We start from the raw sequence: 24,146 nt of genomic DNA on the forward strand, positions 1-24,146 counted from the left end.
GTGTCGGCCTGGCGGTCGATCCGGGCTGCCGAGGTCGACACGACCGGGCCCGCGCTGTTCGGGGCGGTGACATCGCCTACTGGCGTCGCCAGGCTCCGGTCATGTGATGGCCTCGTGCGGGCCCGTGGGCCGGTCAAGGCAGCAGTGGCTGTGACAGCGAATTCTGACGTCGTTTGCTCGCGAAAGCTAGCGGCATCTGGGCGGGGGCTGAGGTGAGATCTCCGCGACTTTTGACGTCAGCGCGAGTGGATCGGCGGCGGCGAAGGGCTAGTGGAGCAGACGGATCGCACGATGCGCTCGATGACCCTGGACCAGGATCGGGCGACCATACCGTTCGGTGTCGGGGATCTGGCCAAGCGCCAGATCAGTCGCGTGATGCGGTTAGCCGCTGTTTTGCTGCCGGCGTTGCCGCCGGGCGCAGCAACGCGGCCGGTGCTTCACCGGTCTTGTCGAGGAACGCCAGCAGCGGGTGGTACCGGAAGCCGCCTTTGAACCTGGCAGCAGCCGATTCCTTCTCGCCGGTGAGGTGACAGGTGACCAGGCTGGCGTCGATGTCGATGACCAGGCCCGGCAGCACACGCCTACTCCGCGGCCGTGGCGGCAACGCCCGCCCAAAGTTCTGTCCGTGCCAGCCAGGCACGCTCCCGAGCCACCGCACGCGCTTGGCGCAACCGGACCCAAGACGGTCTCGTAGATGCTGTACAAGACCCGAAGGCTGTGGGGGTCGAGGCGAATGGCCAGAACAGATCGGGCTTGGTCCAGCAACACCGCCAGATCCGAGATCGCCTCGCCAGCATCGGACAGCAGCACCGCGAGGTCGACCAGCACCCAGGCACGGATCATGCCTCAGACCGCGCGCTGACGAAGCCCCGCTCAATGCGACCCTGAAGGCATGGGACAAACCGGCGACCTCGGCGAGATCGGCCAGCAGCCGCGACTCGGCATGCGAGGCGACACCCCGCCCATGAGCCGTCACCATGATCACCGGACGCGTCGTTGTACTCTCCACCTGCGAAGTGCCTTCCCTCTCGGTTGATTCTGAGCTCGAGGCAAGTCCAGAATCCCTTTGCAGGTAAGGCACTTCTCTACATCCAGGCTGCGTGTCGACCACCGCGATCACATCGTTTACTGCAAATCGAGGTTCAGTGATGCGGGTCCTCGCCGGGGCGCGCCTCGGTCTTACTCTTGGCGGGCCGACCGGCCGGGAATGCCGTTACCCGGACCCCCATTCGCACAGCTCGGTCCCGTTGGCGCGAAGGGCGAACACGGTGGCGTCGGGACCTTGTGCCAACGCCGTAACGCCTTCCCAAGCTTTCACTCCAGTTCCAGTTCCTCCGGCGGCAGGTGCTGTGCGACTGTTCAACTGAAGGGTCGCGACCTCGGTTCCCACGGCACGTTCCAGAGTGTGCCTGGATGGGCTGTACGCGACCTCGGCTACACCGTTCCGTGCCAACAAGGCATGCGCGGATGGATCCGGTACGAGCACCGTCGACAGGCGTTCGCCAGTGTCGGCCTTTACCAAACCGTTCTGAGTCTGCGCGGCGATGGTCCCGCCAAGATCGAAGAGACCGTTCAATGGGATAGTGTGCGTGTGCTTTGTTGTGCTCGACGCAATTGCTAGGACGTCTGTTGCCGACTCGTTAGATAACCAACCTGGTGCCACGAGCAGCGTACTACCCATTCGAGCCATTTTCTTGGTGCCCTCGTACCCATTGGGCAAGTCAAAGGCTCTCGCCGTTGTGCCGTCGCTGGACACCCGTTGGAGATAGGGAACGTTTAGGCGGCCGATCAGCACTCCGTCGCCGTCCGCAATGAGAGTTGAAATCCAGGTCCCAGCCAGGGGCTGGGCCGTGTCAACTGCTGCAGGGAGTTGACCTTCGGCGTCCACAGGGATCGACGTTGTCGTTATCGTCTGTCGGATTGGATCCCAGCGAGCGACAGCGTACGGCAGATTGACCCATACAGCGCCATCGCTGGTGATGACAGTGGTCGCGACAAGACCGTTGTAGCCGGAGTCCGGCAGCGGGTACTGAAACTGTTGTCCGGTCGCGAGATCATAGCGATGGAGGCTCGATTTGCCTCCGATTTCCATGACCGGGAACCATAACCTGTCCTTCTCCTTGTCGAAGGCGAGGGAGTAGGCCGGAGCGTTCAAACGTTCCAGTATCACGCAGTCCGTCGCCTGCGCGGCCGAATGACTCGTTGGGACCTGGTTGCCGCAGGCCGAGCAGAGTGCTCCGATCGCGACGAGAACAGATAATCGCATTCTCCATGTCCGCAATGTACTCACCTCAACTGTCGGCCGAGTAGAATTGGGCGAAGCTTCCGGAGGAATGGTAGTAAGGTGGCGCGTCATGAAGGGCAGCAGTATAAGGGACTTGACTCGAGGTCCAGGCCGGCCAGTTGCTTCCGAAGAGCACGTGCAGGGAGTGCGCAGGGCTGATCTGATGTGCGCTGTCGTACCCGAAGAATCCCGGATATGCCCCGGGCACGAGTGCATTGACGGCAACCTTTTCATGGAAAGCATCAGGTCCGTAGGTTACCGCTGGAACATGACCGACGGCTACCGGAGGATTGGAGAAACTTGCAATCCGCACATAGGTATAGAACTCAGTACCCTCGCACGGTCCGCCGTAGTTAGAAGTCTTGGCAATAGTGACATAGTATGCGAGATTGGTCGCCGAATACCCCAGGTCTCCACCCTGATACGCACAGAGGGAGTTTGCTTCCCAGTACTGGCGCATGGCCGTCAGGCTTCCTTGGGCCGGGCTGTAGGAACGCCCAGAGTGTCCCCTGATATTTCCCTGTCTGCGTCCAATGTACCGGGGAGGAGGTCCTGGTGACGCCAAGCCACCACACAATGCCTTGGCTCGAGGACATCCCGCTCGAGGGCTTCGCGTAGAGATAGCCGTCAACGCCGCTAACTCCGGTTCCTGAGCTCCTCTGTCCGGCATACCTATGACATGTGCCGGAACAATATTCCGCGTACGCCACGGTTGACGGTCCGACAATCAACATCGCAGCTATGGGGATGCAGATTAGGTACTTCAGCCTACGCAGCCATAACCTTCTGCGCCGGGGCGTAATCAAACCTGCGAGGTGAACTCCCAACCCAAGATTGGGGCGAACAATAATCATTCGAGTACACCCCACCCAGCCTGTCTGCTTCCAACCTCGATGACCTGAGTCACTGAGCCTCCCCCCTGATCACTCGTTCAGTAGGCCCCATCGCGACGGTGTTGGGGCCTAACACTCGGGCGACGGCGGCCTTGAGGTTGTCGTAGCGGATCTTGCCGAACGGCACGCCCCCGAGCACGCTGAAGGCGTGCGCGTGGCCCTCGAAGAACGCCTCCTGACCACCGGAGGCGAAAACCCGGTGCACCGCCTTGCCCGAGAACGACAACCGCAGACAGAACAGCATGCACGTCACCGGCTCACCACGCAGCCGCACTACCACCTCCCCGAAGTCAACCTCAGCCTCCGCGCCCGGCAGATGCGACTGCGGGACGAACACCTGTGCCGGGCCGTGGCCGGCCTCGATCCGGATCTCCGGCCGTCGCTTCGCGACATAGCCACGCACGACCTGATACGACACGTCGACCAGGGCGTGCTCGTCGATCAGCCGGTGATAGATCCGGGTCGCGGTATGGCGCTGCTTCCTCGGCGCGTCCAAGTCGGCCAGCAGAATCTCGTCTATCACCGCCTTGAACGGATCCAGCCTCGAGCGCCGAGGCGCATACGGCTGTCGCGGCGGTGGCCACGCCGAGCTCAGCGCCTGCCGAACGGTGCGCCAGCCCACGCTGTACTTGCGCTCCAAAGCCCGGTTCGACAGGCCCGCCCGCGAGTCACGCCGCAGCACGGCATACAACTCGACCTTCGACTGACGTGGCGGCATCGGCTGCGCCCCCTCACTGAGCACAACGATCCTCCCACCACAACCCCCGTCAGTGACGTCAAAATTCGCTGACAACTTCCGGGCCAACCAGCAGGTGCCGTCGCAATTCACGGAGATCTGACGTCACAGAACACGGTCAGAGCCAGCAGCAGGCTTCACCGTGGAACTCTCGGACTCCACGGCGATCTCGCTGACCAGCACAACGCTGTTCGACACGACCAACCCCATCCTGGCAAGCGTCGGCATCTTTGCGCTGCTGGGCACTGCGGCGCTGACGCAGCTCTTCCTCGGCCGCACCACCCCGTGGCTGGGGGCCAGCGCGGGCTCGGGAGCACTCGCCGTCGGGATGGTTATCATCGTCTCCGCGACCGCGGTTGAGACTGGCGTGGTCTACCTGCTCGGCTCCATCATCAGCGGGTTCGGGTTCGGCCTGTCCTTCCTCGGCGGGCTACGCGGGCTGTTCGGCGTGGCGGGGTCGCCGTGTGCAACCGCACCCCACGCACAGGGGTGCCGGCCGGCGCTCGGAAGCGTGCCACCCGTGAGGGCGTCGTACTGCGCCTGGCTCACGACGCAGCCGGGCGATGCCGTCGGTAGGACCGCTCACTGGTCCCTTGGCCGGCGAATGCCAGCGGCCCCGGGGTGCCTGCCAGTGCGCCGCACGGGCGCGACCAGAGCCAGCTGGCGAAACGCTGAAACACATGACCAGACATGATGCACACGGACCATCCATGGCGCTGCACATCGAGGATTACGCGCTCATTGGCGACCTGCGTACCGCCGCATTGGTTGGCGTGGATGGAGCGATCAACTGGTTACCCATGCCCCGCTTCGACTCCCCGGCCATCTTTGCCGCGCTTCTAGGAGACGAACGGCACGGCAATTGGGTTCTGGCACCCGTGAATCGGGAGCGGTGCAGCCGACGTCGCTACCGCCCCGAAACGCTGGTCCTGGAGACCGAGTGGACCACCGGCAGCGGCGCGGTCAGGGTCACCGACCTGATGGTTCCGGGTTCGTCGGACCCCATGGTGGTGCGGATCGTGGACGGCCTGGTCGGCACAGTGGCCATGCGCACCCACCTGGCGCCGCGGATGGGGTACGGCAAGGAGGTCCCGACCCTGCGGACCGACCACGGGCAGCTGGTCGCAAGCGCTGGCCGCGAGCAGCTCTGGCTCGACTCCGACGTCACCGTCACCGAAACCGACCTGTCGTGGGCGGGGGACTTCTTGGTCTCCGCAGGGGAGCGGGTCACGTTCACACTCCTCTATACGGCGGGCGAGCCGCGCCGACCGGCGCCGGACGCCGGCGCGGCCCTGGACGCGACCGATGCGTTCTGGACCGAATGGGTCGGCCGATCGACCTACACCGGTGCGTGGGCGTCCGAAGTCAACCAGTCGCTAGTCATCCTGAAGGCGCTCACCTACGCTCCGACCGGCAGCATCCTGGCCGCTCCCACTACCTCGCTCCCCGAGCAGCTCGGCGGGTCGCGCAATTGGGATTACCGCTACTCCTGGCTACGTGACGCCACCTTCACCGCTCAGGCGTTCCTTGCCACCGGCCACCTGGAGGAGGTCGCAGCGTGGCGAGACTGGCTGGTGCGCACCGTCATCGACGACCCCTCGGGCATGCAGATCATGTACGCAGTCGACGGTGCCGCCGAGCTTCCCGAGCAGACCCTCGACTGGCTGCCAGGATACGGCCAATCCAAGCCGGTTCGCGTGGGCAATGCCGCCGCCAGGCAGCAGCAGAACGACGTTTGGGGGGAGGTGCTCGACATCCTGTGGGCGGCCCGGGATGCCGGTCTGCCCGACGCCGCGGACCAGGAGAAGCTGGAACGCGCCCTACTCGACCAAATCGAAGCCCACTGGCAGGAACCCGACCACGGGCTCTGGGAGGTTCGCGGTCCGCGCCGTCAGTTCGTGCATTCGAAGCTGCTGGCCTGGGTCGGTGTCGACCGGGCTGTGCGTCGCCTCGAGGAGCACAACAACGGCGACATCCGCCAGCTGACGCGGCTCAGGGCGCTGCGGCGCACCATTGCAGACCAGATCGTCGAGCGCGGCTATCACCCCGGGCGGGCGGCGTTCACCCAGTCCTACGGCTCCCCTCACCTCGATGCAGCGGTCCTCTTGATGCCGCGTTACGGGTTCCTGCCGTCCGACGACCCGCGCATCGTCGCCACCGTCGAGGCGATCCAGCGGGAGCTTACCGAGGACGGGCTGGTCCTGCGGTACGCCGTCACCGATGACGGGCACAACGTCGACGGAGTCCCCGGCAGCGAAGGCACCTTTGTTGCCACGTCGTTCTGGCTCGCCGACGCACTGCAGATCATCGGCCGCACCGGCGACGCCATCGAGCTGTTCGAGCGACTGCTCACCGTGCGCAACGACGTGGGCCTGCTCAGCGAGGAGTACGACGCTCGTACCGGGCGTCACCTGGGCAACACACCCCAAGCGTTCAGCCACGCCGGCCTCGTCACCACCGCAGTCACGCTCAGCGCCGCCGACGGTTCCAAGTCCCACCTATCCCGACCGTACAGCGACTTGAGCCTCGAAGGACGCGCCGATGTCGCCTAGCGCAGGCCGGCCAAGGCCAGGTCCTGGTGTTGCGAGTCGAGGCCGGCATCGGTAAGACCGCGTTGCTTGAGTTCCTGGTCACGAGCGCCGCGGACTACCGCGTGGGCCGTGCGGCCGGTGTGGAGTTGGCCTTGGCAGCCTGGCCGAGGCTGAATCCCTGGTCGCGGAGTGCGAGTGGATCGCCGACGTCACCGGTGGCCAGAAACGATGGTCGCCGCACGGCCAGGTGAGCCTCGATGCCATCCGCGGCAGGGCCCTACTCGCCGAGCCCGTTCAAGAGGCTGCGCGGCGACATCGTTGCGCGGGGCGAAGGGGTCGGCTGAACTTGATCGGCTGGTTCCAAGGAATCATGTTCAACGGCCTCGGCCGGTACGACGAAGCGCTGGAAGCCGCCCGCACCGGCCAAACCGATCCGTCAGCGCCGCCGAGCAGCAGCAAGCTGCCGTACGCGAGGCCGAGTCGGTCACCATCCATTGCAGATCAGTGTGGAGAAACCGAGGACATGCTGCGCCAACGGCAGCGCGGTGTTCAACGCCGTGGCGTCGAGAGCAACCATCAATTGGCCAGAACAGATGGCGAGGTCCACGAGCGCCGCGACATGCAGGCGGTGGCGTCGTGGGTCGATGACATCGTGGTCTCTCCAGTCGAACGAGGGGCGCTGCCGCAAAAGGGGCTTGTTTCTCTAAGCGCGCGGTCGGCCGTACGTCTCGAGGAGGCGTAGCCAGATCTCGCTGACCGTTGGGTAGGCAGGTACTGCGTGCCAGAGTCGGTCCAGGGGCACCTCCGCCACAATCGCCACGGTCGCTGCGTGAAGCAAGTCGCTCACGTCCGGTCCGACGAAGGTGACACCCAGGATGACCTTGCGCTGCTCATCGACGACCATCCGGGCGGTTCCCTTGTAGCCAACCGCGCGAACGCTGGCGCCGGCAACATTTCCGATCTCGTAGTCGACGACCCGGATGTCGTAGCCGGCCGCAGCGGCGGCTGCCGCCGTGAGGCCGACGGACGCGACCTCAGGCTCTGTGAAGGTGACCTGTGGGACCACCGCGTGGTCGGCTGTCGCGACGTGGGCACCCCACGGGTTGTCCGCAACTGACGCCCCCTTCGCGCGGGCGGCGATGACGTCACCGGCGGCCCGCGCCTGGTACTTGCCTTGGTGGGTGAGCAGCACCCGATGCGTGACGTCGCCCACGGCGTACAGCCAGTCGAATCCGCGGACGAGCAGTGTGTCATCAGTCTCCAACCAGGAGCCGGGCTCGAGCCCGATCATGTCCAGCCCGATGTCACGGGTCAACGGCGTACGACCGGCTGCTACCAGGACCTCTTCAGCTGTGATGGTCGAATCGTCGCCGAGTTCGACGACGACTTTCCCGTCCGTCCGGTTGACCCGCGTCGTCTTGGTGTCGAGCAGAACCGTGGCGCCCTGCTCGCGCAACCCCTCGGCCACCAGTTCACCGGCGTACGGTTCCATCGTCATGAGCAACCCGGAGCGCGAGATCACCGTTACATGGGTACCGAAGCCGGCGTACGCCGTTGCCATCTCACAGGCGACGACGCCGCCACCGAGGATCGCGAGGCTGCCGGGTATCGACTGGGCGCTCGTCGCCTCGCGACTCGTCCACGCGCGGGCCTCGCGGAGGCCCTCGATGTCGGGAACGAAGGCATCGGAACCGGTCGCCACAACCACCGCGTGCCGTGCGGTGAGTAGTGTTGCCGAGCCGCCAGCGGTTGTGACGGTAACCTCCTTCGGCCCCGTGATGCGACCATGGCCGCGCACCAGCGAGATGCCTGCTTGCTTCAGCCATCGCACCTGTCCCGCGTCGGACCAGTTACTGGTGAAGGCGTTGCGGCGCGCGAGGACCGCCTCGACATCGAGCTCACCGGTCACCGCCTGGGCCGCGCCGGGCACCTGCCGGGCCGCCCGGAGAACCTGCCCGGAGCGCAGTAGTGCCTTCGAGGGCATACAAGCCCAGTACGAGCACTCGCCTCCGACGAGTTCACTCTCGACGATCACGGCGGTCAGACCGCCTTGCACCGCACGGTCGGCGGCGTTCTCCCCGGCGGCGCCACCGCCAAGCACGATGACGTCGTACTCCGTCGTTTCCATGCTGATTCCCTTGTTCGTAGGACACGGTTGACGCTCGCCACAGTTGGCCGACGGTCGCTGCCGCGATTACTCACCACGGTGACGCCTGAACCGGCCCGCCGAACCAGTGGAAGACACTGGCAGACGCACTGGGCCCGGGCACAGATGAGGCCGCGGCGCCCGTCCGCGATCCCGCGACGACGGTCCGATGACTGCACGCGGTGGCAGTCGAGCTAGACCAACGCTGGGACCTGCTGCGGTGCGCACGGCCGGAGCTGATCCGGACGCCAAGGACATCGTCGTATCGCACGCATAGGGCAGGAACCGGGTGGCTCGACGCCGAGGTAGTCGGTCCCGTTCCCTAGGTGACCAGCGCACCCCGAAGCTGTTGGCGAGAGCTGACACCGAGCTTGCTGAACACCTTGCCCAGATGCCACTCGACAGTCCGCGCGCTGATGAACAGCTGCGCGCCGATCTCGGGGTTCGACAGTCCGTCCTGAGCCAGCCGGGCGATCTGAGCCTCCTGGGCGGTGAGATCGTCATACCTTCGGATGGTGTGTTTTCGCACCGTCGCGCCCGCGACAGCGAGCTCCCGGCGCGCCCGCTCGGCGAAACCGTCCATTCCCAACGAGCTGAACATCTCGTAACCGGTGCTCAGTTCGCTGAAGGCGTCCGCCCGGCGATTCGCCCGCCGGAGCCATTCTCCGTAGAGCAAGTGAGTCCGCGCGAGCTCCGCCCGAACGCTGGCCGAGCCCAGATGCTGCACAGCCTCGCGGAACCGTAGCTCTGTGTCAGTGCCGTCGCCGAGCAGCGCTCGAGCTCTGGCTTCCATCCCCAGAGCCCAGTCGGTTCTGGTGGCGCGTGCCTTCGTGGACAGTCGCCGGGCGGCGTCCGCTGCCAGCTCCGCGTGTCCGGTCCGCGTGGCCGACTCGATCAATTCGGTAAGCCCCCAGTTGTGCGCGACCATCTCTTGCGGGTCCTCACACGCGCGCTGCGCGGCCGCCAATGCCTCCTCGTACAGGCCCATGCTGTTGCACAGGACAGCATGCGCGTACTCGCCGATCGCGACTCCGACGCCCTCACCGCGCGCGCCGGCCTCGCGGAGCGTGATCTCTACGAGTTCGGTCGTCTCGCGGACCTGACCGCGCCACGCGGCGACGATCAAGGCGCCGTACGGGGCCTCGTCGACCCCCATCGCATCCCGCACCGACTTCGCCTCCTCGACCAGCGAGGCGGCTGCCGAGAACTCACCACAGAACACCAGGACGGGCGTTCGCGAGCCGAGCGCCAATGGGAGTTCGCTCAGAGCGCCCGCGCTCCGGGCGGCCTGAAGGTGACGGTACGACAAGGCATACGCGCTCCTGTCATCCCAGAGTTCGAGCGCGAGTACGCAGCCCTGCCACCACCAGCGCAGGGTGTCCCGGGTCGGCAGCTCGTCGTCGCGGAGTCTCCGCAACGCCTCCCGGCAGGCCGGGACCGCACTGGCGTAGTCCTCGGTGAGCGAGCTGAAAGCGTCGAGCAGCAGGTCACCGGCCGTGGGCTCGTGCTCGGGCCGGAGCGGAGCGGAGCGGGCGGCCCGCGCGATATCGGCGATGCTCACTCCGGCATTGAGGCGGGCCGCGAACTGTGCGGCCGAGAAGGCGTCCAGATACGTCTGTCGTGCCATCTGGAGATCCAGAGGTTCGAGGCGGCGGGCGGCCGCGAGCAGGAGTGGTGTCGCCTCACTCCCTCGTCTCGACGCAAAGGCCAGCAGGGCGCCTACCAGGTCGATACGCGCGCGTTGCACCTCATCGGCCGGTCCTTCGCGAGCGGTGGCGAGCAGGCGACGCGCGGTCGTGAAACCTCCCGTCTGCACGTTGGCGAAGGCCGCATCCAGTGCCAGTCGAACCCGCACCGCAGGTACGGCGGTCAGTTGGGTCGCACGGGTCAGGAAGGCCGCTGCTGCCACGAGGCCGCCGCGAGCCTGTGCCCGTCCGGCCGAGCGTTCAAGCTCGGCCGCCACGTCCTCGTCGGGTCCCGGCGTCCCCCGGGCCCGGTGCCAAGCGCGCCGATCAGGGTCTGCCTCAGCGTTGGTGGCCGCTGCGAGCGCCCGGTGGACTCGGTACCGGTCTTCGACGGCAGCTGCTCCGTAGGTGGCGGATCTGACCAGCGGGTGGGCGAACTCGACCCGGCCGCGAATCTGGAGGAGCCCGTCGTCGATCGCCGGGGCGGCTGCGGCCATGTCGAGGCCGAGCGACTCGGCGGCACTGCGAAGCAGGGAAGTGTCGCCGAGCGGCTCCGCGGCTGCGGCGAGTACAAGGAGCCGGGTATCGGAAGGGAGTGCGCGCAGACGCCGGAGGTAGCTCAGCTCGATCCTGCCCGCCACCGCGTGCTCGCCAGGCACCCCGAATCCTCCGGCCAGGTCCGTGGCCCCCCAGGTGCGCGGCAGTTCGAGCAGCGCGAGGGGATTTCCATGGCATTCCGCGACGATCTGGTCCGACACGCCGACGTCCAGCGGGCCATGCACGTTGCGCAGCAGCAGCGCTCGGGCATCGCCGTCGCCGAGTCCGGTGATCCGCAGCGAGGGCAGCCCGTCGAGGACCTCGTCCATGGTTCCCGTACGCGCGGCGAAGACGAAGGCAACCCGCTCGGCGAGCAGGCGCCGGGCGACGAAACCGAAGACCTGCGCGGACGAGTGGTCCAGCCACTGTGAATCCTCGACCAGGCAGATCAGCGGCTGCTCCTCGGCGGCCTCGGCCACGAGGGTGAGTGTAGCGAGCCCAACCATGAGCCGATCGGGAGCTGGCCCGGCACTGAGCCCGAACACCGTCGCGAGCGCATCGCGCTGTGGACTCGGCAGTTGCTCGAGATGGTCGAGGAGAGGCGCGCACAATTGGTGGAGGCCGCTGTAGGCCAGTTCCATTTCCGACTCCACGCCGGTGACCGTGGCGACCCTCCAGCCGGCGATTTGCCCCGACAGGTAGCCGAGTAACGCGCTCTTGCCCACGCCCGGATCACCACGCAGTACCAGCACCCGGCTCGTCCCGGCCAGTACCTCGGCCACCAACCGGTCGAGCGCCTCACACTCGCTGTGACGCCCGAGCAGCCGCGCGGCGTGCCTACCACCCTCGCCGGCCAACGCCGACCTCCTCGAGCACCGAGGCGGGAGCGGCCCCGACTTCTCGTCTGGAATGTCGTCCCACATCGCTCCCATTGGGATGTCCGTGTGTACCTGACCAGCCCCTGTGACGGCGCTACCGGACCATCTGCAGTGTCGTCATACGCCACTGAACGTCACGCCACCGGCGCTCGACGATCATTGCTCTGGCGACGGCGACCAATGTCGCCAGCGTAAGGCTTCCTCAAACGCAACGGAACGGCCTCAAGCTGCAGTACTACGGGGTAGCCCCCAGGGCGAATGAGGAGACGCACCGGACGGACACTGCGGACTCGACCGGCTGAGCAGGACGAGGACCTCGATCAGCAGATCAGGCAGCGACCCGACCTGGTCCACCCCGCGGTGACCGATGCACCAGCGCGGCACGCAACTGCGCGCGGGCGCGATGCAGCCGGCTGGCCACGGTGCCGCACCGGACGCCGAGGATCGCGGCGATCTCGTCGTACGTCAGGCCGTCGACATCATGGAGTACGACGGCTGCCAGGGCGCCGGGGCTCAGTTCGTCGAGCGCGGACCGCACGTCGGCGTCGAACATCCGGTGCTCGAGGTCCTGGTCGGGAGCCGGGCTGGTGGTGAGGTGGAACGCGTCGGGGAATGGTTCGAACCGGATGCCGTGGCGTCGCCGTACCTGGTCGAGGAACAGGTTCTGGGTGATGCGGTACAGCCAGCCCTCGAAGGTCCCTGAGGTGTAACCGTGCAGGTGCCTGAACACGCGGACGAAGACCTCTTGGGCGAGGTCCTCCGCATCGGGTCGATTGCCGGTCAAGCGGTAGGCGTGCCGGTAGACCCGCCCCGCGTGGATCCGGACCACGTCGTCCCAGGCCGAGTCCGCCGAGCACGCTCGGTCGGTGCTGATGCGATGGTCCATGGCTGTGACTCTCGGGAGCTTGGTACGGCGGACGGGCGCTGAGTGAACTCGGAACGCCCGCCCACCGGGTTGGTGGACTTCTGGCCGCACTGCATCTGGTCGGACAGACATCGGCCCCTACTCGATCTGTTCGGCGCCGGCCGGGCCGGGGACGGGGTCGTTGGTGATCCGCAGCCCGGCGAACCGCCGGTCCATCGCCGCGGCGTAGCGGTCCGCGGCCGCGGGTACGGCGATGAGCTCGGCGATCACGTGCACGCCGAACCAGACCCGCACTCGCCGCCGGGTGTCGGCGGTCGCGCCGCCTGGAACTCGATCTGACATGGCCGGGCCTCCTCGTCTATCCGAACGTGAATGCATGGGTCTGGGCGCCGGGACCGAGGAAGGTGATCTCGCACGTGCGGTCCTTGATCGGACCGGGCTGCCGAACGAGTTGGTACAGCCGCTGCTCGGCAACTGTTCCGTTGCCTTGGTGGTCGACATCGACTCCTCGAGCCGCGCCGGGCGGTTGTCCGTCGATGAGCAGGCGGAACCGCACCGACGCTCCTGGAACAGCGGGGCCCATGACGAGATGAAGATCCCGGGCGTGGAATCGGCAGGTGATCCGCGCGTCCGCCGCAGCCGATGTGGTGGCCTGTTCCGTCATCGTCCACGCACCCGACAAGGCCCAGTGATTGAGTCTCAGCGCAGCGGGAGCCGCATAAGTGTGGCGCGTGCCCGGCACGGGGCCGCCCGGAGATGCGAAGTTCCGGGTGCATTCGGAGCCGGTGTAGGTCTCCGGCGATCGCAGGTTGGCCCAGTCCGCGGCCGCCTCGACGCCTTCCGCAACCACCGCCGCCGATCCATGGCTGGCACCGGCGTATCCGGCCTCGGCCAGCAGTTGCTGGATGACCCTCTCGGACTGGCGATACTCACCTTCGCCGAAGTGCTGGTGCCGCAGCAGTCCGTCGGCGTCTGCGAAGTACAGAGCCGGCCAGTAGTGATTGCCGAAGTCGCTCCAGACCGCATACTCATTGTCGAGCGCGACCGGGTAATCGATCTTCATCTCCCGCAGCGCCCGGCGAACATTTTCGACGTTGGTCTCGAACCCGAACTCGGGGGTGTGTACTCCGACCACGGCCAGCCCATGGCCGGAGTACTTCGCCGCCCATGCCCTCAGATAGGGAAGCTGACGGAGCCAGTTGATGCAGGTGTAGGTCCAGAAGTTGACCAGGACTACCCTGCCGCGCAGCCCGGTTGCCGTCAGCGGCGGTGAGTTCAGCCATCCGGTCGAGCCGCCGAAGGAAGGCAGCTCTCCCTGGACGGGCAGCCGGATCGTCTCCGGGCGCAGCCCAGCAGGGTCGGGCGATCGTGCTGTCATGACTCACCTTTCTTTGCTGGAGCGCGGTGTCGCCGCACGACTCGGCGGACTGACCGGCCTGGGTCGGCCACTAGGCCGTCCCGCCGCTCCGGCTGGGGTTTCAACCTTGAGAGCCATCTGGTCCTCTTTGGTTCGGGGGCGGTAGTGGCTTGCGGATGTTGTGAAGCATGGCCGCGCGGTGCTTTGCATCGCGCCCGTGCCATGCACTGGGACACCCCCTGGGTGATCCTTCGTTTCGTCCCGGAGGGTGCAGCTTCGAGCTCGGCTCACACCACAGGCGACGGCGGGAGGGACGGACTGATTCCGCAGGGGCGCCGTGGGGAAGGACCCGAGGCAGGTGCCTGCAGGTCGAGCCAGGGGAGCCGACCAGGGCTTGGTACGGGTGCGACGAGTGACGTCCGCCACCGACGCTTGCGATCAGGACCCGATGAGAGCAAGAGGACGACCATGAATCGGCACATTCAGGACTACGCCCTGATCGGCGACCTGCACACGGCAGCTTTGGTCAGCGTCGATGGAGCGGTCGACTGGCTGTGTCTGCCGCGGTTCGATTCGGCGGCTGTCTTCGCGGCTCTCCTCGGAATCCTCGACATGCCCGTTCCGGACGCGTTCGATCCGGCCGCAGCACCGCGCAACTGGCGAACCCGCCCGACCAGCCCCCACCCAACGACGTAGAACACAGGTTGCTCATGAACACCAACACATCAGGCATCGATCCGACGCCCGCGGAGAATAATGGCGCGCTCGCAGAGCTCGGTGTGGCGGCAGCCGCTGCTGCAATCCGTGAAGGCGAGATCAGCGCGGAGTCCTATTCCGCAGCCCTGCTTGAGCGAGCACGCCGCAACTCCGATCTGCAGTCCTTCATCACCATCGACGAGTCGTCGGTGCTGGCTGCGGCCGTGGAAGCGGACAAGGCCCACGCGGCCGGCTCGACTGCGCCGCTTCTCGGAGTCCCGCTCGGCGTCAAAGACAGCTACTTGACGCGGGGTCTTCGTACGACGATCGGGGTGAAGACCTTGGAGACCTTCATCCCGTCCCGCGACGCGGCCGTGGTGCGAGCGATCAAAGATGCAGGCGGGATCGTCTTCGGCAAGAACAATCTCGTCGAAATGTCGTATGGATTGACCGGCGACAACGCCCGATTCGGTCAGGTGAAGAACCCCCGCGGCCGAGAGCACGTTCCCGGCGGGTCGTCGAGCGGCTCAGCGGCGTCCGTAGCTGCGCGGATTGTGCCCGCAGCGTTCGGAGGCGACACGATCGGATCGATCAGAGTGCCCGCCGCACTGACGGGAGTAGTCGGGTTCAAGCCCACCACAGGGCGCTGGCCCGGCGATGGAGTCGCGCCGGTTTCTCACACCCTCGACACAGCCGGGCTGCTGGCACGCAATGTCGACGACTGCATACTGATTGACCAGATCATCGTTGCCGGTGACACCATTCCCCCGTCCGGCCGCTCTGCACTCGAAGGCGTGCGATTCGCCTACGCCCCGAGGCAGTTCCTCGGCCTTGTCGATCCCGAGATCGAGGCACAGTTCAACGACACACTTCATCGTCTCCGTTCTGCCGGGGCCACGGTCGTCGAGATCGACCTCGGCGAGGATTTCTCTGCGCTGGCAGACCGCGTGGCCTCGAACCTGTTCTTCCGCGAGACTCAGCAGGCAGTCTCCGAGTTCCTCCACACGAACGACATCCCTGCCACCTTCAGCCAGATCTACGACGACTTGAAGCCGCAACTCAAGGACGTGTGGGGGCAGTTCGTGATTCGGTCGGGACCCGGCTATCTCTCCGACGCGGACTTCGAGACCACCTTGTCGATCGACCGCCCGGAGCTCCAGCGGCGTCTCGGCAGGTCCCTCAGCGAGGGCGGCTTCGATGCACTTGCCTTCCCAACGGTCGCCGCACTCGCTCCGCTGATCGAAGAGCAGTGGAGCTTCACTGTGGCCGGCGAGCAGGTCGACCATCTCTTCCTTGCGAAGAACACGATTCCTGCCAGCGGGGCCGGGCTGCCTGGCATCAGTCTTCCCATCGGCCTGGCACGAAGCGGTCTTCCCTTCGGAATCGAACTCGATGGGGCGCGGGGAGACGACCGCAGGCTGCTCGACGTGGCGCGCCGGGTCGAGCAGGCCCTCGAGAAGATTCCCGCGTGACGCTCGGGCCCGACGTCGGTCGCGAGAGGGTGACGAACGACAGTCGATGGCTCGCCGAACAGACGCTCAGCGTTCCCGACAAGCTGCTCAGTTCTTGGTGGTCGTTTGCGGTGGTTCTTTTGCGCTTTGGACGGTGCCACGCGCTTCAGCGAGTTCCGCCCGGTTACCGCTTGACCGCGCGCGGCCGCGCCCTCTCACATGCTGCGGTCATTGCTGCAGTTCATCCACGTTCCTCGACTACAGAGTGCTATCTCCTCAGGTGAGGGAGGTGGTCAGTGGCGGTCTCGAACCGCCGACCTTCCGTTTCAGGCCGCGAGACCGCGGCAGTCCACCGCAATCGCGACCGTCCCGAGGTCGCCGCTGAGCGCCAAGCGTGGATCGGAATGTCGACGGCAGGTGAAAACTGACCCCCAGGCGGCAAGTGAAACTGACCCACGACCCAGGGGATCCCACCCAGCGGTTCGTACTCCACACCGCGGTACTCGGCGCGCGCATGCTGGACTGACCGACGCAAGACCTGCCATCCGGGGTCTAGCCTCGATTCTTCATCCGGCGGTGGAGTGGGGCGTGGATCGCTGTGTGTGTTGTGATTTCGTGGTTTGGGTAGGTTGCGGCGTCCCGGGAAGGGCTTCGGTTGGGTCCCGGGATCGCGTTGTTTAGTTGGGGTTGGGGGTCTCCGTTCAGGGTCGTGGGTAGGCAGGCGTTCAGGTGAAGGCGTGGCGGAGTCTGGTCCAGCCGGTGACGATGTCGGCGGCGTAGCGGCTGGTGGCGTCGAGATGGAGCCGGATGCGGCGGCCCGTGGTGGTGATCTTGGCTGCGATGTGCAGGACGCGGTCGCGGAAGGTGGCTGGGCTGGTGCGGGCGATCGAAGGTGTGTCGGCGAAGCCGAGAAGTTTGGTCCAGCAGATCAGGTCGGCCGCTGCGGCGACGATCTCCAGCCAGGCGGCGTTGGCCTGGAAGCTCCATGCGGGCAGCTTGTTCAGGCCGGTTGCCTTGGCGTCTTTGATCCGGTCCTCGACCCTGGCGTGCTGGCGGTGCCGCAGGTCCAGCCCGGCCACGTGGCGTGGGACGATCCCGGCTGGGGTGTCGGTGATGAAGGCGGTCAGCCGCATCCCTTCCCGGGTTGTGTTGTGCAGCCCGAGCTGGGCGCCGGGATGAGGGCGTTCCTTGCGCAGGATCAGGCGCGTGCTGTCGGGGAACGCCGACAGGACCGGTTGTGCTGCCGGCGAGCCGGTGACCTCGACCACCCAGGCGCCGTCGCGGATCGAGCCGTCGGTGTTGACAGCCGGCTGCCACAACCTGTCATCGATCGCGTCGGCGATCGCTACCAGCGTGACGTCAACGGCCTTGCCGAAGCTGAACCCCACACGCTGTTCGCGGCAGTACGCGGCGAACGCATGGGTGGCTCCGGCGCTGTCAGAACGAACCAGGATCGACGGAGCGTCCGGCGTGCCCGGCCGCACCGGCGCCGGGAGTTGTTCCAGCGCCAGGTCAAGCACCTCGATGTGATCAGCTGCGGTGTCACTCCCGGCATTACCAGGGCGAAGCAGCCCGGCCAGGAACTCGCCAGAGGAGATCTCACTGCGGTCCAGCGTGGCCATCAACGGGTGGAAACCATACGACTTCTTCCACGTCGCCGCCGCGTTCTCCTTATCGCTATGACAGGGCACGACCGAAGCGTCCACATCCATCGTCAACCAGCCGTCCGGATCGCTCGCCTGCGCCGGCGCCGCACCCGCCGCCCAAGCCCGCGCACGCGCGGCCGCCCGCGCCTGACGCACCCGCCCCAAATGCGCCGCGTCCATGCGTTCCAGCAGCCGCCACGCCGTGGAATCACTGGCCACCACGCCCCCGTGCAGCTGGCCACGTTCCCGCAGCCGCTCAATTCCGTCCATGCTCGTCTCGCCATCGGCCACCGCAACCGCCAGATCGGCGAACACCTGCCCCGGCGCGTGCAGCCACGCCGCCTTGTAGGTGTCGGCCAACGCGTTTGTCACCTGATCGGCCAACCCGCACGCCGACGCCAACTCCCGCAGCAGCACCACCCCCGCCCGCGACGCCACACCATCGCCATCCCCACTCACCACAAACCGCGGTGCACCCACCGGCACCCGCCGGACCCGCTTGCTACCCTTCACCCCAGAAGTGCCTTCCTGCCAGGTCGATCGAATCCTTCGCAAGATCGATTCTTCCTTACAGGCAAGGCACTTCGCCATTCCATGCCCGGCTCACCCACTCACCGATGAATGCCTGAGGCTAGCGGCGCCTTCCTTGCCGGGTATCGGCGATCTGAGGCGTACCGTCATGGCCGAGCCTTCGGTGGGGCAGAAGATTGCGAGATGGTTTGGCGCAGTTCCAAAACAAAAGATCGGTCAGGAGCTCTTCGTCAAGCCGATCACCGAGACTGCGGCGGCGTGCAAGGCACCCTTCGAGGACGAAGGCACCTCCGGAATCCAACGCCTGGTCATCGCCCGAGCCATCTCCGGCATGCGGATCAGGTAGTCCGTCCCACGCGTGCTCGCCACCGGCTCCCGAGCGGGCGTGGTGGTGTGAGCCAACGGTTCAGGTGGAAGGCAGGCCGTGGGCGGGTGCAGGGACCGGCACGCACGGCCCGCCGAATCAGGGGTGCTGGTCGGTCACGAGTACGGCGAGTTGCAGGACGGACCGGAGTTCTTCCCGGATGCGAACCGGATTCCCGAGTACGGCGAAGTGCGCCAGGTTCGGCACGACAACAGCGGCCGCTCGGTCGGAGACGACGGCGTCGACGAGCTCACTAAATGCTGCCGGCACGCTCTCGACTTTCTCCTCGAAGATCTTGCCGAGTTGGTAGCCCCGCTGTTCCGTGTACGTCGAGAAACGCGCGCGGATGTCGGCCTTCTCCCGGGCACTCATGAAGAGGTGTTCTCGGTAGTAGCCGTGCACGAGCTGGTGCTCATTTGTCCCGTTCCCCGCCGTCATGTGACGAGTTTCGACCGTGCCGTCACTCTCCGGAGGGGCCATACTGGTGGCCAATGGGTGGGATCGATGACTGAGTCGAAAGGTATGAGCCAGCCATCATGGAAACAGGCGTCGGACGGCTGATTGCTCAGCTACGCGCCGAACGTGAGCTGAGTCAGGCGGACCTTGCCCAACTACTTGCCAAGTCTTCAGGCAACCCTGCTGTCACGCGGCACGAAGTGAGTCGATGGGAACAGGGCCGGCGCCGTCCGCGTCGGTACTGGCTCGAATGGCTCGCCGTCGTCTTCGGCATGAGCCTGTTCGACTTTGAGGACTTGGCTCGGTTGGCCACCCCGACGATCGATACCGACGAAGCGGAGGCCATCGAACTGCGGCAACGGGTCGCGTCGAGCGACGTCGGCTCGCAGACGCTGGAGCGCCTGGAGGCTGCGGTCGATGAGCTCGCGATCGCTTATCCAGCGACGCCGCCGGACCTTCTGTTGCTGCGGGTCCGGCGTCACCTCGCGTACGTCGGTCAGCTGCTTGACGCCCGCAAGACACTCGCAGAACACCGCCGCCTGGTCGTCGTCGGAAGTTGGCTTTCTCTCCTAGCCGCGACGTGCTCCATCGACCTTGCGAACCGTCCGGCGGCAGCGGCAAGACTGCGTACGGCGACGCAACTGGCAGAGCACGGTGAACACGCCGAGTTGTCGGCGTGGTGCCTCGAAACCGAGGCATGGCAGGCCGTGACCGACGGCGATTACCGTCGCGCCCTGAGGCTCAGTCAAGGCGCCCAAACGATCGCTCCGCACGACAGTTCGGCGTACATCCAGGCCACCGCACAAGAAGGCCGAGCCCATGCACGACTCGGCCACACCCGCGAAACCCTGAACGTCCTCAGCCGCGTTGAGCAGCTCGTCGCGCCACTCAAAGTGCCTGATCGGCCCGAGCATCACTACCGCTACGACCCCGAAAAGTCGAACGCGTACGTAGCCACAACGCTCTCCTGGCTGGGAGACCCTGGCGCGGAATCGATCGCCCGTCAGGTCCTCACTCAGCTCGAGAACCTGTCGTCCGGAAATGCGCGACCCCGCCGCGCAGCCACTGCCCGCCTGGATCTTTCCCTGGCCCTCATTGCCAGCAGCAAGCCCGATGAAGCGAGCGGCGTAACCATGGAAGCCCTCACGTCCGGCCGCCTCGTCCCCTCCACCTTCTGGCGCGCCAAAGAAGTCATCAAGGCTGTCGACGCGTGCGGCCTCCCCGAAGCCACCGAACTCCGCGACGCCTACGAATCCCTGAAGTCCTGACCTTCGATTGGGATCACGAGGCGCCACCGGCACTGGCGGAGCGCCTGCTGCCGTTCTCAGCTCTGAGAATCTTCGCTCAGATCCATCTGCGAGATCTGCTATGCGCCGAGATCAATCGCATCTGGGCGTGCGAGAGGGCTTCACGAAGGGCGGCGTTGGCATGCTGAAGTTGGGTGTCGTCATAGTGCTCGCAGACGTGTTGGCGCGCGGTCAGATCTTGCCCGAACGGGGGTGGTAGGTCGTCCACAAATGCTCAACGTGCGACCGCGGAGGTGTCGAAGTACGCGTTGCAGATCGATGACACGCCTCGAATGCCAGGTGTGTAACGGTTTGCGACTCCGTCAGGTGGGTCATCGGGATCAGGTCTTACGCCGGTGGGTTCGAGGATCGACTGCTTGTCGAGGGCTGGTACGACGAAGGCACCCAAACCCCTGGGATGTCTTCGTCAGTGTGGTGTGAGACCGCCCTGAATCAGCGTGACCAGTCGTGCGACAGCTGCCTTCGAGTGCAGGTCGCCGGCGGCAGAGAGAGCGTGGAGGCAGAACTCTGCGAGTTCGTTCGGTGGGATGTCAGCGCGTACCTGACCGGCTCTGGCGCCCTCAGTGAGCAGGTCTGCCAGGAAGTCGCGGAGGTGCTGGCGTGCATCTGCTACGTGTTCTAAGCGGTGCAGCGTCGCGGCACCTTCCAGGGTGTGCTGGTGCAGCGTGTTCAGTGCGTAGGTCTGGAGTACGGCGTGGAGCGCGTCCTGTGGTGTCCGTGCCTGCTCGCGGACGACTCGCAGTTGCTCGAGGTGCGTGGTGATCAGTCGCTCGTGCCAGGCAGCAACGATCGACTCGACGTCGGGGAAGTACTTGTAGAGGGTCGCCCGGCCGATACCCGTGGTGGCGGCGATCTGCGACATCGTGACGGACGTGAGCCCGTGGTGGGCGATCAGCTCGGCGGTGGCATCGAGGGTCGCCTCGCGAACCGCGCGGCGGTGCTCGTCGATCGTCTCGCTCCACAGTCTCGGCACAGGTCGAAGTCTACAGCTCGCCACGGTACGACGGATTGTGCTGAGCGAGACAGAGTGTATTGTAAAAACACCTCTACCTGAAAGGACACCGTGATGGCCGATCGCGAACCGGCTCCTGATCCGCACGACTCTGCTGCTGGTGTGCCCAGGTGGGTGAAGGTGTTCGGGCTGCTGGCGCTGGCGGTGCTCGTCCTGGCTCTGATTCTGATGCTCGCCGGTGGACATGGGCCCGGCCGGCATCTGAACAACAGTCAACCCACGGTCACAGGCGTAGTCCGATCGTGAGGATGCCTCCGTCCGTCCGCAAGTTCGTGCTCACCACCCATGTGACGTCATCGGTCGGCTGGCTGGGCGGAGTCGCAACCGTACTGGCGCTCGCTGTCATTGCCCTGACCAGCAATGACGCCACGGTGGTTCGGGCGTGTTACATCTCGATGGAGATGATCGGCTGGTGGATCCTTGTGCCATTGAGTGTCGTGTCGCTGATCAGTGGTGTCGTTCAGGCGCTCGGCAGCGCTTGGGGTCTGCTCCGGCACTACTGGGTGCTGGTCAAGTTCGTGATGAACGTGGCGGCCACCGGCGTGCTGCTGCTCTACATGCAGACCCTTGGCTATTTGGCCGCCCTCGGCCGGGACTCGTCCTTGTCCGCCGTTGAGTTGCTGAGCACCAGAGACCCGTCGCCCGTTGTGCACGGCGTGGCCGCCGTTGCCCTGCTCCTGGTGGCGGTCGTCCTGTCGGTGTACAAGCCTCGCGGTGTCACGCGTTTCGCCGTACGCCGCCGCTCACCGGCCTGAGTGGCCGCCCAGATGGCAGGCGTCAGCGGAGTCCGCAGTAGTCCATGCCTGCGAGGACAAGTGCCGGCACAGCCGCAACGATGGCCGGCGCGACGAATACCGCTGCGACCAGTAGGCAGAGCGCCGCGCGTCTGGTCCGGCGCATTGCGGCGCGACGGTCGGTGAGTCGCTCGAGGCGAAGCTGCACGGCTTCACTGCCGAGACCGAGCGTCGCTGCGGGCACCGCGTCGTCCGCCAGTTGGAGTATGGCGCTCGCGATCGCGGATCGCCTGTGGTGACGCGAAGCCCGGTCGTCGGCGGCGAGCTCGACGAGTTGGCGGACGTGTTCATCGCCCCAGGTGAAGACAGGGACACGCGGAAAGGCACGAGAAAGTCCTCGCGACAGCGCCACGAGCAGGTGGTGGCGACCACGGAGGTGTGCCCTCTCGTGGGCCACGACGGCATTGAGTTCGTCCCGGCTGAGCAATCCCAATGCCGTGTTGGTGAGCACGATGTTCTGACCTCGGCCGGGAACGCAGAAAGCCGCGGCTGTCGGGTGTTCGAGGACGAGGATATCGAGTTGCGCGTCGCGCCGGGCTACCAGATTGAGGATCTGCAGGTGATGTCGCCATTGCCGGATGCCTTGGCCGAGCGCCGTACCGACACCCCACGCAGTCCTGATGGCGACGAGGACCAAAGCCGCGAGCGCGAGCGTGGTCGAGGTGGCTCCACTGGGGGTCGCGTAGGCCGCGTGCAGGTTCGTCACGCACGTGTGAAAGAGCTCGGCCAGGTCGGTGCGCTCGGGGTGAAGCCGCACAGCCAGGGCGACCGACCCCAGCGCGAACGACAGCAGCACGGAAGCTCCCATGCTGTGCCAGGCGACGATCGCGAGGCGCGGCGCCTGTGTCGGCCACGTCGACCGGCGAAGCAGCCAGGCACCGGCAGTCGCCATCAGCGCCGCGGAGCCGACGAGGGTCAGGCCGATGATCATGCCTGCATCCTTCGCGCGCTCGGATTGTCAAGCAATGTGCGCATCCGGGAGACCTCGTCGGCCGGCATCGTCAGAACGGTCCTGGAGGCGAGTGGTCGCGAGGGGCGGATGCCATCCAGGAACCGATGCATAGCTCAGCTGTCCCTCCGCGTGACCCCAAGGCAACTATTCTGCATAGTAGACGCCTGTCACCCCAGGCATGTCGATGATCAGGTGTGCCAGGTCAGCATCGGGCGCAGTGAACGCAGCAGAACGCTCGGGGGAGTGCGCGAGACGAACGTGTCGCGCATTGCGGTGGTCATCCGGCCGGACGCTTGTGCGACCCTGCCGAACGCGGCCGACTGGCGGGCGATGGTCTGTGTGCGCTTGCGTCGTCGGTGGTCGTAGAGCTGGAGGCTCGACGGCACGTCCGCGCCGTCGTCCAGAGCTTCGGCCAGCACGACGGCGTCCTCCAGTGCGGTGCCGCCACCCTGACCGAAGTCCGGGGTCATTGCGTGCGCGGCGTCGCCGACCAGCACCGCTCTTTCGGTGGCGAAGCGTCGCAGCGCCGGCAGCCGGTAGATGTCATGATGCAGAACCTGATCGTCGGTAATGCTGTCGAGCAGGGCTGGGACGGGATCGTGCCAGTTGCCGAACCGACGCCGGAGCTCGGTGAGGTTGTCGGCGTACGAGAGTCCTGCTGGTGTGCTCGCACTCGAGTAGGAGTAGATGGTGCCGTCGCTGAGCGGAATGATCCCGAGTCGCTCCCCACGTCCCCAGCTCTCACTCGTCTCCGCTTCCAGGTGCAGCGGTGGGGTGATGAAGCGCCAGGTGGTGTAGCCCGCATAGAGCGGAGACGCGGCCTCGGGCCAGAGCTGTGCGCGGACCGTGCTCCAGATTCCGTCGGCCCCCACCCCCGAGTCCGCTCGAGGACAGTGATCTCCCAACCCCGTCGGTGTAAGGCAATGGCCGCCGCCAATCCACCAATGCCGGCACCGACGATCACAGCGCTTCTGTCAGCCACGGTGTCACTCCTCGGGTGCTCCCAGCGGAAATCTCTTGCCCGA

The 24,146-nt window shown here is 66.1% G+C and carries 23 protein-coding genes and 1 pseudogene; 9 read left to right on the top strand and 15 right to left on the bottom strand.

The window, feature by feature from the left end; translation table 11 throughout:
• Positions 1-364: 364 nt before the first annotated feature.
• The 4 genes from ACIBL3_RS29380 to ACIBL3_RS29395 all read right to left on the bottom strand — a co-directional run bounded on the left by ACIBL3_RS29380 (position 365) and on the right by ACIBL3_RS29395 (position 3,919).
• Positions 365-577, bottom strand: coding sequence for a hypothetical protein (locus ACIBL3_RS29380; protein WP_396356895.1), 213 nt, complete (start codon positions 575-577; stop codon positions 365-367).
• A 636-nt stretch (positions 578-1,213) separates the two neighbouring features.
• A complete protein-coding gene (locus ACIBL3_RS29385; protein ID WP_396356896.1) occupies positions 1,214-2,266 on the bottom strand; it encodes a hypothetical protein in 1,053 nt (350 codons plus the stop codon).
• Between the two features lie 25 nt (positions 2,267-2,291).
• A complete protein-coding gene (locus tag ACIBL3_RS29390) occupies positions 2,292-2,744 on the bottom strand; it encodes a hypothetical protein (protein WP_396356897.1) in 453 nt (150 codons plus the stop codon).
• Positions 2,745-3,187: 443 nt separating this feature from the next.
• Positions 3,188-3,919 (bottom strand): hypothetical protein, encoded by a 732-nt coding sequence (locus tag ACIBL3_RS29395; RefSeq protein WP_396356898.1) that lies wholly within the window; start codon positions 3,917-3,919, stop codon positions 3,188-3,190.
• A 136-nt stretch (positions 3,920-4,055) separates the two neighbouring features.
• Between ACIBL3_RS29395 and ACIBL3_RS29400 the strand changes: the two genes are divergently transcribed.
• From ACIBL3_RS29400 to ACIBL3_RS29410, 3 genes are all read left to right on the top strand, one after another.
• Positions 4,056-4,607, top strand: coding sequence for a hypothetical protein (locus tag ACIBL3_RS29400; protein ID WP_396356899.1), 552 nt, complete (start codon positions 4,056-4,058; stop codon positions 4,605-4,607).
• Positions 4,507-6,465 carry a glycoside hydrolase family 15 protein gene (locus tag ACIBL3_RS29405; protein WP_396356901.1) on the top strand — a complete coding sequence of 653 codons (1,959 nt, stop codon included), beginning with the start codon at positions 4,507-4,509 and terminating at the stop codon, positions 6,463-6,465. Before ACIBL3_RS29400 ends, ACIBL3_RS29405 begins: the two co-directional genes overlap by 101 nt.
• 349 nt (positions 6,466-6,814) lie before the next feature.
• Entirely contained in the window at positions 6,815-7,186 is a 372-nt protein-coding gene (locus ACIBL3_RS29410) for a hypothetical protein (protein ID WP_396356902.1), read from the top strand.
• Here ACIBL3_RS29410 and ACIBL3_RS29415 read toward each other — a convergent pair.
• The 5 genes from ACIBL3_RS29415 to ACIBL3_RS29435 form a co-directional block, all read right to left on the bottom strand.
• Positions 7,148-8,572, bottom strand: a complete 1,425-nt coding sequence (locus tag ACIBL3_RS29415) for a dihydrolipoyl dehydrogenase family protein (RefSeq protein WP_396356903.1) — start codon at positions 8,570-8,572, stop codon at positions 7,148-7,150. The two genes, ACIBL3_RS29410 and ACIBL3_RS29415, sit on opposite strands and share 39 nt — an antisense overlap.
• A 340-nt stretch (positions 8,573-8,912) precedes the next feature.
• Positions 8,913-11,669: an ATP-binding protein gene (locus ACIBL3_RS29420; protein WP_396356904.1), complete on the bottom strand. Its 2,757-nt coding sequence runs from the start codon at positions 11,667-11,669 to the stop codon at positions 8,913-8,915.
• Positions 11,670-12,018: 349 nt separating this feature from the next.
• Positions 12,019-12,576 (bottom strand): sigma-70 family RNA polymerase sigma factor, encoded by a 558-nt coding sequence (locus tag ACIBL3_RS29425; protein ID WP_396356905.1) that lies wholly within the window; start codon positions 12,574-12,576, stop codon positions 12,019-12,021.
• 117 nt (positions 12,577-12,693) lie between these two features.
• A complete protein-coding gene (locus ACIBL3_RS29430; protein ID WP_396356907.1) occupies positions 12,694-12,897 on the bottom strand; it encodes a hypothetical protein in 204 nt (67 codons plus the stop codon).
• A 16-nt stretch (positions 12,898-12,913) separates the two neighbouring features.
• Entirely contained in the window at positions 12,914-13,933 is a 1,020-nt protein-coding gene (locus ACIBL3_RS29435) for a redoxin domain-containing protein (RefSeq protein ID WP_396356908.1), read from the bottom strand.
• A gap of 447 nt (positions 13,934-14,380) precedes the next feature.
• Between ACIBL3_RS29435 and ACIBL3_RS29440 the strand changes: the two genes are divergently transcribed.
• Together ACIBL3_RS29440 and ACIBL3_RS29445 are read left to right on the top strand one after the other, a co-directional pair.
• Positions 14,381-14,608, top strand: coding sequence for a trehalase-like domain-containing protein (locus tag ACIBL3_RS29440; protein ID WP_396356909.1), 228 nt, complete (start codon positions 14,381-14,383; stop codon positions 14,606-14,608).
• Positions 14,609-14,622: 14 nt separating this feature from the next.
• Positions 14,623-16,080 carry an amidase family protein gene (locus tag ACIBL3_RS29445; RefSeq protein WP_396356911.1) on the top strand — a complete coding sequence of 486 codons (1,458 nt, stop codon included), beginning with the start codon at positions 14,623-14,625 and terminating at the stop codon, positions 16,078-16,080.
• Positions 16,081-16,784: 704 nt separating this feature from the next.
• On the opposite strand, the gene ACIBL3_RS29450 is transcribed toward ACIBL3_RS29445, so the two are convergent.
• Complete coding sequence (locus ACIBL3_RS29450) at positions 16,785-18,191, bottom strand: IS1380 family transposase (RefSeq protein WP_396357090.1); 1,407 nt, start codon at positions 18,189-18,191, stop codon at positions 16,785-16,787.
• 193 nt (positions 18,192-18,384) lie between these two features.
• Here ACIBL3_RS29450 and ACIBL3_RS29455 point away from each other — a divergent pair, with 193 nt between their 5' ends.
• Positions 18,385-18,582, top strand: coding sequence for a hypothetical protein (locus ACIBL3_RS29455; RefSeq protein ID WP_396356912.1), 198 nt, complete (start codon positions 18,385-18,387; stop codon positions 18,580-18,582).
• Positions 18,583-18,699: 117 nt separating this feature from the next.
• On the opposite strand, the gene ACIBL3_RS29460 is transcribed toward ACIBL3_RS29455, so the two are convergent.
• Positions 18,700-19,038, bottom strand: a complete 339-nt coding sequence (locus tag ACIBL3_RS29460; RefSeq protein WP_396356913.1) for a hypothetical protein — start codon at positions 19,036-19,038, stop codon at positions 18,700-18,702.
• A gap of 98 nt (positions 19,039-19,136) precedes the next feature.
• On the opposite strand from ACIBL3_RS29460, the gene ACIBL3_RS29465 reads away from it, so the two are divergent.
• Entirely contained in the window at positions 19,137-20,324 is a 1,188-nt protein-coding gene (locus ACIBL3_RS29465) for a helix-turn-helix transcriptional regulator (RefSeq protein WP_396356914.1), read from the top strand.
• Positions 20,325-20,769: 445 nt separating this feature from the next.
• Here the strand turns inward: ACIBL3_RS29465 and ACIBL3_RS29470 are convergent, their stop codons facing one another.
• Entirely contained in the window at positions 20,770-21,336 is a 567-nt protein-coding gene (locus ACIBL3_RS29470; RefSeq protein WP_396356915.1) for a TetR/AcrR family transcriptional regulator, read from the bottom strand.
• Between the two features lie 93 nt (positions 21,337-21,429).
• Here ACIBL3_RS29470 and ACIBL3_RS29475 point away from each other — a divergent pair, with 93 nt between their 5' ends.
• Entirely contained in the window at positions 21,430-21,621 is a 192-nt protein-coding gene (locus ACIBL3_RS29475) for a hypothetical protein (protein WP_396356916.1), read from the top strand.
• 2 nt (positions 21,622-21,623) lie between these two features.
• Positions 21,624-22,130, top strand: coding sequence for a DUF2269 domain-containing protein (locus ACIBL3_RS29480; RefSeq protein WP_396356917.1), 507 nt, complete (start codon positions 21,624-21,626; stop codon positions 22,128-22,130).
• A 22-nt stretch (positions 22,131-22,152) separates the two neighbouring features.
• On the opposite strand, the gene ACIBL3_RS29485 is transcribed toward ACIBL3_RS29480, so the two are convergent.
• The 3 genes and pseudogenes from ACIBL3_RS29485 to ACIBL3_RS29495 all read right to left on the bottom strand — a co-directional run.
• Positions 22,153-23,100, bottom strand: coding sequence for a M56 family metallopeptidase (locus tag ACIBL3_RS29485; protein ID WP_396356919.1), 948 nt, complete (start codon positions 23,098-23,100; stop codon positions 22,153-22,155).
• 209 nt (positions 23,101-23,309) lie between these two features.
• Positions 23,310-23,993 (bottom strand): FAD-dependent monooxygenase, encoded by a 684-nt coding sequence (locus ACIBL3_RS29490; protein ID WP_396356920.1) that lies wholly within the window; start codon positions 23,991-23,993, stop codon positions 23,310-23,312.
• 14 nt (positions 23,994-24,007) lie between these two features.
• Positions 24,008-24,103: pseudogene (locus tag ACIBL3_RS29495) on the bottom strand (NAD(P)-binding protein); the annotation flags it as partial.
• Positions 24,104-24,146 lie beyond the last annotated feature (43 nt).

This window comes from Kribbella sp. NPDC050124, assembly GCF_044460355.1.
Lineage (GTDB): Bacteria > Actinomycetota > Actinomycetes > Propionibacteriales > Kribbellaceae > Kribbella.

Bases quoted from the DNA above. Each gene is read 5' to 3' on its own strand.
- ACIBL3_RS29385 (WP_396356896.1), bottom strand. From the start codon at position 2,266: ATGCGATTATCTGTTCTCGTCGCGATCGGAGCACTCTGCTCGGCCTGC.
- ACIBL3_RS29390 (WP_396356897.1), bottom strand. From the start codon at position 2,744: ATGCGCCAGTACTGGGAAGCAAACTCCCTCTGTGCGTATCAGGGTGGA.
- ACIBL3_RS29410 (WP_396356902.1), top strand. From the start codon at position 6,815: ATGTTCAACGGCCTCGGCCGGTACGACGAAGCGCTGGAAGCCGCCCGC.
- ACIBL3_RS29415 (WP_396356903.1), bottom strand. From the start codon at position 8,572: ATGGAAACGACGGAGTACGACGTCATCGTGCTTGGCGGTGGCGCCGCC.
- ACIBL3_RS29425 (WP_396356905.1), bottom strand. From the start codon at position 12,576: ATGGACCATCGCATCAGCACCGACCGAGCGTGCTCGGCGGACTCGGCC.
- ACIBL3_RS29430 (WP_396356907.1), bottom strand. From the start codon at position 12,897: ATGTCAGATCGAGTTCCAGGCGGCGCGACCGCCGACACCCGGCGGCGA.
- ACIBL3_RS29435 (WP_396356908.1), bottom strand. From the start codon at position 13,933: ATGACAGCACGATCGCCCGACCCTGCTGGGCTGCGCCCGGAGACGATC.
- ACIBL3_RS29440 (WP_396356909.1), top strand. From the start codon at position 14,381: ATGAATCGGCACATTCAGGACTACGCCCTGATCGGCGACCTGCACACG.
- ACIBL3_RS29445 (WP_396356911.1), top strand. From the start codon at position 14,623: ATGAACACCAACACATCAGGCATCGATCCGACGCCCGCGGAGAATAAT.
- ACIBL3_RS29455 (WP_396356912.1), top strand. From the start codon at position 18,385: ATGGCCGAGCCTTCGGTGGGGCAGAAGATTGCGAGATGGTTTGGCGCA.
- ACIBL3_RS29460 (WP_396356913.1), bottom strand. From the start codon at position 19,038: ATGACGGCGGGGAACGGGACAAATGAGCACCAGCTCGTGCACGGCTAC.
- ACIBL3_RS29465 (WP_396356914.1), top strand. From the start codon at position 19,137: ATGGAAACAGGCGTCGGACGGCTGATTGCTCAGCTACGCGCCGAACGT.
- ACIBL3_RS29475 (WP_396356916.1), top strand. From the start codon at position 21,430: ATGGCCGATCGCGAACCGGCTCCTGATCCGCACGACTCTGCTGCTGGT.
- ACIBL3_RS29480 (WP_396356917.1), top strand. From the start codon at position 21,624: ATGCCTCCGTCCGTCCGCAAGTTCGTGCTCACCACCCATGTGACGTCA.
- ACIBL3_RS29485 (WP_396356919.1), bottom strand. From the start codon at position 23,100: ATGATCATCGGCCTGACCCTCGTCGGCTCCGCGGCGCTGATGGCGACT.